This is a genomic window from Carboxylicivirga sp., assembly GCF_982718395.1.
Window position 1 is genome coordinate 38,897 of sequence record NZ_CEXQWX010000032.1, and the last position, 6,557, is coordinate 45,453.

At 35.0% G+C, this 6,557-nt stretch carries 7 protein-coding genes; 5 read left to right on the forward strand and 2 right to left on the reverse strand.

All coding sequences use genetic code 11. The features are described 5' to 3' along the window. The first annotated feature begins 29 nt into the window (after positions 1-29). The 3 genes from AC4MRQ_RS08345 (at position 30) to AC4MRQ_RS08355 (ending at position 3,173) form a co-directional block, all read left to right on the forward strand. Complete coding sequence (locus AC4MRQ_RS08345) at positions 30-620, forward strand: RNA polymerase sigma-70 factor (protein ID WP_491197207.1); 591 nt, start codon at positions 30-32, stop codon at positions 618-620. Between the two features lie 5 nt (positions 621-625). Then, positions 626-1,591, forward strand: coding sequence for a FecR family protein (locus AC4MRQ_RS08350; protein WP_491197208.1), 966 nt, complete (start codon positions 626-628; stop codon positions 1,589-1,591). 106 nt (positions 1,592-1,697) lie between these two features. Then, on the forward strand, positions 1,698-3,173 hold the full coding sequence (locus AC4MRQ_RS08355; RefSeq protein ID WP_491197209.1) for a carboxypeptidase-like regulatory domain-containing protein: 1,476 nt from the start codon (positions 1,698-1,700) through the stop codon (positions 3,171-3,173). Positions 3,174-3,249: 76 nt separating this feature from the next. Here the strand turns inward: AC4MRQ_RS08355 and AC4MRQ_RS08360 are convergent, their stop codons facing one another. Beyond that, entirely contained in the window at positions 3,250-3,567 is a 318-nt protein-coding gene (locus AC4MRQ_RS08360) for an acyl carrier protein (protein ID WP_491197210.1), read from the reverse strand. Between the two features lie 142 nt (positions 3,568-3,709). Between AC4MRQ_RS08360 and AC4MRQ_RS08365 the strand changes: the two genes are divergently transcribed. Together AC4MRQ_RS08365 and AC4MRQ_RS08370 are read left to right on the forward strand one after the other, a co-directional pair. Then, positions 3,710-4,843, forward strand: coding sequence for a BamA/TamA family outer membrane protein (locus AC4MRQ_RS08365; RefSeq protein WP_491197211.1), 1,134 nt, complete (start codon positions 3,710-3,712; stop codon positions 4,841-4,843). 142 nt (positions 4,844-4,985) lie between these two features. Further along, a complete protein-coding gene (locus AC4MRQ_RS08370; RefSeq protein WP_491197212.1) occupies positions 4,986-5,513 on the forward strand; it encodes a DUF4494 domain-containing protein in 528 nt (175 codons plus the stop codon). Positions 5,514-5,552: 39 nt separating this feature from the next. Here the strand turns inward: AC4MRQ_RS08370 and AC4MRQ_RS08375 are convergent. Beyond that, positions 5,553-6,557, reverse strand: a 1,005-nt coding sequence (locus tag AC4MRQ_RS08375) for a transaldolase family protein (protein ID WP_491197213.1), incomplete at its 5' end; no start/stop codon positions are given.

The following is a 6,557-nucleotide window of genomic DNA, read 5'->3' on the forward strand; positions in this document are numbered from 1 at the left end:
CTGCCTGTCCTATAATAAACTAAACATTGATGGCCACAAACCTTAAATCGAATAATCAGGATGATGTGCTTTTAAAAAGAATAAAAGCTGGTGATGAGTATGCCTTCGAGTTAGTTTTTAAAAATTATTACCCACATTTAGTTCTATTGGCGCAAAAATATTTGGGCGATAGAGATTTATCTGAAAGTATTGTTCAGAGTGTTTTTGTTCAGATGTGGGAAAAAAGAAAGACGGTTAAAATACGATCTTTAAAAGGTTTCTTAGTTGTGGCAGTGAGAAATCGTTGCACGAATGAGTTAAAACACCGTAAGATTGTTCGTGATTATGAAAACGATCATGATCATCAAGCTGAGCAAGTGTGGATGACTTTTAATGAAAATGTTTACTTGCAACGCATCAATAAGGTCATTGATGAATTGCCGGAACAACGGCGACGGATATTCAGGATGAGTCGGATGGATGGATTGAAATACAGAGAAATAGCAGAAAAACTAAATATATCGCCAAAGACTGTTGAAGTACAAATGGGAAAGGCCCTGAAATACCTGAGGGAACAACTTCAACCATTAAAAAAGCAATTGTTGGCAACCATTGGGTTATTAATAATGCTTCAAATGTGAGTAAGATGAAGAAAGAGAATGAAAATATTAGTTGGAGCCTGTTGGCGAAAGATGTTTCGGGTGAGTTAAGTGCTCAGGAACACCTTCAACTCCAAAAGGAGTTGGCCGAAAATCCAGATATCGAAAAGCAGGTAAAAAAACTGTGGGGAGATGCTCATTATGCACAGGAGTTAAGAACCATTGATACAGAAAATGCTTGGTTTAGTGTTAGGAATAAAATGAATCAAGGTGGCAAGTATAGAAAATTTAAATTCATTGCATCAATAGCGGCCCTTTTTATTGTTATCCTTGCTTCTGCATTGTTTATTAACATTTATACTAATCAAGGACAAACGGTCATATCAACATCTGAAGCAGTTGAAGAGGTTAATTTGCCAGATGGATCAATAGCAGTTTTAAACTACGGGAGTAAATTATCATTCCCTAAAGACTTCACGGGCGAAACAAGGGCTGTAAAACTTTCAGGTGAGGCGTACTTTGATGTGGTTAAAAATGATGAGCAACCTTTTATAATTGAGACTGAATTGTTAAATATCAGAGTGTTGGGTACATCATTTAATGTAAAAGCATATAAAGGATCAGGTAATTCTGAGGTTGTTGTTTCAAATGGTAAGGTGAAGGTTGACGCTATATCCATCAACGAAAATGTTTTTTTAGAAGCGGGGGAAGCTGCAAGTTTCTCAATGGAGTCAAATACCTTGAAGACTCACAAGGTATTTACTTCTAACTATAAGGCATGGAAAACAAAAGAGATTGAATTTAATGATACCAATTTGAAGGATATTGTAAGAATTATAGAAGAAACATATCATATAGAAATAGAATTGGATGAGAATATTGCTTCTGAAAAACAGGTTTTAAATGCTACATTTAGCCAACATTCATTAGAGCATGTTCTTGGTTCGGTTTGCGGTACTTTCAATTTATATTATTCAATTGACAACAATATTTATTACATACGTGCGAATTAAAATATACGATTCGAATTATGAGAATGGACAGATAATCTTTTAATTTAAATTTTATACATTGTAGTGAATTATAGATCATCAATAACTTCATAAATCTAACCTGCTAATGAATAAGCATCTATATTGTAAATATTTAATACTACTTTACTTTATTTGCTTATCACATATTACTAATGCACAAATCATATCGTTTGAGCAGCAAAATATAACCATTGAGGCTTTATTCGATTCTTTAACGATTAAAACAGATATTGATATAGCATACGATGTCAATGCTTTTAATTCAGATAGTGTGGTGAATGCCAATTATCAGGATAAACATGCTCTATTGATTGTGCAAGAGGTTTTAGGAAAAAATGCTGTAGATATTAGTTATTCAAATGGGCAGATTATTATTAGTAAACAAATAATCCGGCCCAGTTCCCCCAAAGCAATTCGTCTGACTGGCACGGTTTATAATCAGCCCGATAGTACTTTTTTGTCCCTTGTTAATATATCGGTCAATGGAAAACCATTGGGAACAATAACCAATTCAGAAGGACTGTATGAATTTAAATTACCATTAAATTATGCGGATGAACAACTGGCATTCTCGTTTTTAGGCTATCATACGACTTTAAAGTCAATACCAGAAAGTGACTCTGTCATTAATGTTTATTTAGAACCAAGCTCAGTTAAGTTAGATGAAGTTGAGATTACCTACAAGGATCCCAACGTTATTATCGAGCAGCTGAAATTAAATCATGATGAAAACTATTTTTTACAACAAACAGTTCTGGAAGGGTTTTTTCGTGAGTCAATAAAGCAGGATGGTGAATATGTGCAAGTGTCAGAAGCCATTATTAAAATAATTAAACCCGGTTACTTAAATCCTTCCAACATGGAGCGGGTCAAATTTATAAAAGGGCGGAAAAAGAATGACCTCCAGTCAATGGATTTTATTGACTTTAAACTTGAGGGAGGACCTTTTCAATTTTCTCGTGTTGATATTGCCAGGTACCAGGATTTTTACTCACCTGATAATTATTTATACAAATATAGCTATGATGGCATTGATGTACTAAATGATGAACTTGTATACAAAGTTAAATTTCGCCCTGTTGAAGATAATGGTAACCTTTTGTACAATGGTATATTATACATTCATTCGGAGAGTTTTGCATTGGTAAGAAGTGAATTTGAATTAACCAACAGAGCATTGCGAAGCAGTGGTAAATCACTTATTCGTAAAGCATCACGAAAAGTTAAGGTAAAGCCACTTAAAGCCAGCTACTATATTGATTACAGAATGTTCGATGATAAATGGATATTAAACCGGATTGAAGGAGAAATAGTGGTCAGGATCAATGATAAAAAACAAAAGATCAACTCTGTTTTCTCAGCTGTAACAGAACTGTTAATAAGTGATTGTGAGAAGAATAATAAATTCAAGCTTAAACCATCCGAATTATATAAATCAAAATATGTGCTGGCTGAGCACATTAAAGAAAATGATGAACAATTTTGGAAAAATTATAATATTATTCGACCCGATCAGGCTTTGGAAATGGTTTTTAAGAAAACAAAGGTTGTTTCCAAATAAGTTGATGGGACGATAAAATGAGTGGTTTTATTGTCTTGTTTGGAAACAACCTCATGGGATTGGTCATTGAAAAATCTTATGCACAATGCTTCTGTAAATAGTCAATGGTCGATTTTACAGAAGTCAGTTGAGGAATCTCCTCATTTTGTATAGCTACATCGAACCGCGTCTCTAAATAAAACAAGAAACAGTTCATATCTAAATCATCAACAAAAAGTTCATCACGTAGCGAGGCCTCTTCACTAATCCGGTTCTTCGGTACACCAGTTTTTCTTAAAACTTTGTACAAATTACGCCTAATCGCTTTAGCATTCATATCAGTCTCATTTTTGTTTACATTTATAAGACAATCGTATCCGTATTTGGACGTATAGTTTTTTTGAATTTTTTTCAATAAAATTCAATTTCATCTGGACTTATTGTGTAAGTTGCTGGAAATCAGTAATTGTTATTTGTTATTTTTTCTGGTTATATTTGGAAAAATTAAATACATCTGCGATTAAATTGTGAGAAATCTTTTATTAATCTCCTTCTTTGTGTGTTTTGCTAGTACACAAGCTCAGGTTGATACCACCAGGAATAAAATAATCAATAATATCGATTCACTGCGTTTTGCCGAAATTGAAGGTAAAACTTTTAAGCTGATGCCCTATATTGCACCTTCTTATACACCAGAAACAGAGTTTCTATTATCTGGTGGTGGGCTAATCACATTTAAAACAGATAAAGACAGGTTTCTGAATCTTTCTTCCATACCATTTTCAGCAGGTTATAGCTCAAATGGAGCATTTGCTGTAAGAGCTTTAAATGTTATTTATTGGAAAGGTGATAAAATTCGTTCTGTTGGTGAGTTTCAATTAAGGGATATGCCAGATAATTATTGGGGTGTAGGTTACGAAAATGGCGTTAATGTACCTATGTCGGATACAACTACAGCTTATACGCGCAACTATTGGCGCTTTTATCAGCGTCTGATGTTTCGAACCAGGAATAATTTATTTGTTGGGTTTGTAATAGATATCAACAGGACGCGGGCGATGAATATGAATCCGTTGATGCAGCAAGATGAATATATTTTATCGCAGGGAACAGATGTATTCAATACAGGCATTGGTTTCGAGATTAATTACGATACCCGGGATTTCGTTCAAAATGCATACGAAGGCACATTTATAAGCGGCATTTTCACAAACTTCAATAAATTTTTTGGTGGGGATGCTCTGTATAATATCTTAGATCTGGATTATCGTCAATATAAAAGCATTGGCAGGAAAAGAAGAACGTTGGCCTGGCAAGTAAAAGGTCGGTTCACTTTTAGTGGTGAAACTCCGTGGACAGATAAATCAATGCTTGGAGGTCTGGATAACATGAGGGGTTATACAATGGGAAGGTTCCGCGATGATAATATGGTTTTTACCACTGTTGAATACAGGCACATGTTTAAGCGCGGGAAGCCAAATAAGAAAAATAACTATAATAGTCGTTTGGGATACGTTGTATGGCTTGGCGCTGGTTCAGTGTCTTCATCATTTGATAGGTTTGTTAACTGGTTGCCCAATGGTGGAGTTGGACTTAGAGCTGAATTACAGCCACGAATGAATGTACGTGTAGATTATGGTTTAGCAAAGGGAGAGCAAGGGTTTTATGTTACAATTTCAGAGATTTTCTGATCTTATTTATTAGTTTGGGGAGCTAACAAACATGTTAGGCTCACTTTAAAGTGAATTTTATAACATCTAACTTAAAACTTCTGATAACATTTTGGCTTGTGCCATTCTGTCTTATCTTTGCCTGACTAAATTGAAAATTATTATGCAGAACTTATTTGAGTGTAAAGTCAAATACGATAAAATAGATGAGCAATCAGGCAAAGAAAAAAAAGTAAGTGAAACCTATTTGTTTGATGCTGTATCTTTTACTGAGGCTGAGTCAAGGATATATAAAGAAATGGAATCGATGATTCGCGGGGAATTCGTCGTAACAAATATCAGAAAAGCTAATTATACCGAGATATTTGAAAATGAAGATGGGGATATCTGGTATAAAAGCAAAATTTCATTTGCTTCGGTTGATGAAAAGTCGGGCAAAGAAAAAAAGGTTAGTAACCAGATTTTAGTTTTGGCTAGTAATGTAAAAGATGCTTACGACAAGATAAATGAAGGAATGGGCGGCATGACAGTTGATTTTGATATTAATGCCATTGCGGAAAGTCCAATTCTGGATTTCTTCCCATACTTTAAAGATGAGGAAGTTAATGAGGAAATACCTCCCAACCTCAAACCTCTTAACAAGGAAGAGCAGGAAAGTGAAGTCCATGAAAATTCTCCTGAAGAAATATAATATTGAATCGGCCTTAAGCAAACCGCTAAGGCCGTATTTTTATAATAAGTTTTTAATCCTGCTATCGAGCTCTTTTTGATCGTTCATGAATGCAAAAAGACCGGCTTTGTTCAGAATAGTGTCAATACCAATCTCGTAATTTTCAATCCTTCCGCTCCACTTATTGTGTTGTGGTATTTTTCCATCATTATTTAAGTGATCTAGTTCATCCTCATTAAAGTGGGGGAATATATCATGACAACCATAGTGGTCAAATAGATTTACCAGCTCTGTTGTATTTGTGGGTACTTTCTCTGCCAAGTGTATTGCGACTTCTTTCTCGGCATTTCGTATTTGCCACAAATGTTTTAGGTTTAGTTGTTTCTCCACGGCTCCATCCAGCTTGCCATTAGCATAATTCGTAATACCTGAATGTTTAGCATAGATGTCTTCTTTCACAGTTTGATCAACAATCTTAGCAGGAATGGTAAGTACATCTGTGCCTACAAGGTTTATCAACTGGTCTGTATTTCTGATGCTTGCTGCAATCAACTTGGTGTTGGATAAGCCGCGTTCATTTACTTTTCGCAGGCACTTTTGAGTTTCGGAGCATACTTTTTCGGCGATATTCTCAACCTTAAATCCATTATTTGAAAAATAGGCTCCAACCCGACCTACAAAAACATTTGAATAAGCAGGTTTAGCAATTAAACTGGCTATCACATTCTGTCTGACGCTAAAACATAAGGTTAGATTAACAGGTACGCCAGCATCATGGAGCTTTCTTGCACCAATTAAACCTGCAGAAGAGAAAGGAACCTTTACAATAAATTGATCAGGGCATAACTCAAACAAACGAAGGCCGGTATTAAAGGTGCCTTCAATATCGTTCGCTAAATCAGTATGTAATTCTACACTTACCTTACAGTTAAATAATCGTGCCAGACGTAAGCCATGAATGGCATTTATACATAAACCAATTTCTTTTACCTGTTCGTCAGGTTGTAAGTCTCTTAAAGAAGAAGCTAATTCCGAAATAACAATATCATACTCGCCTTTTTGTAC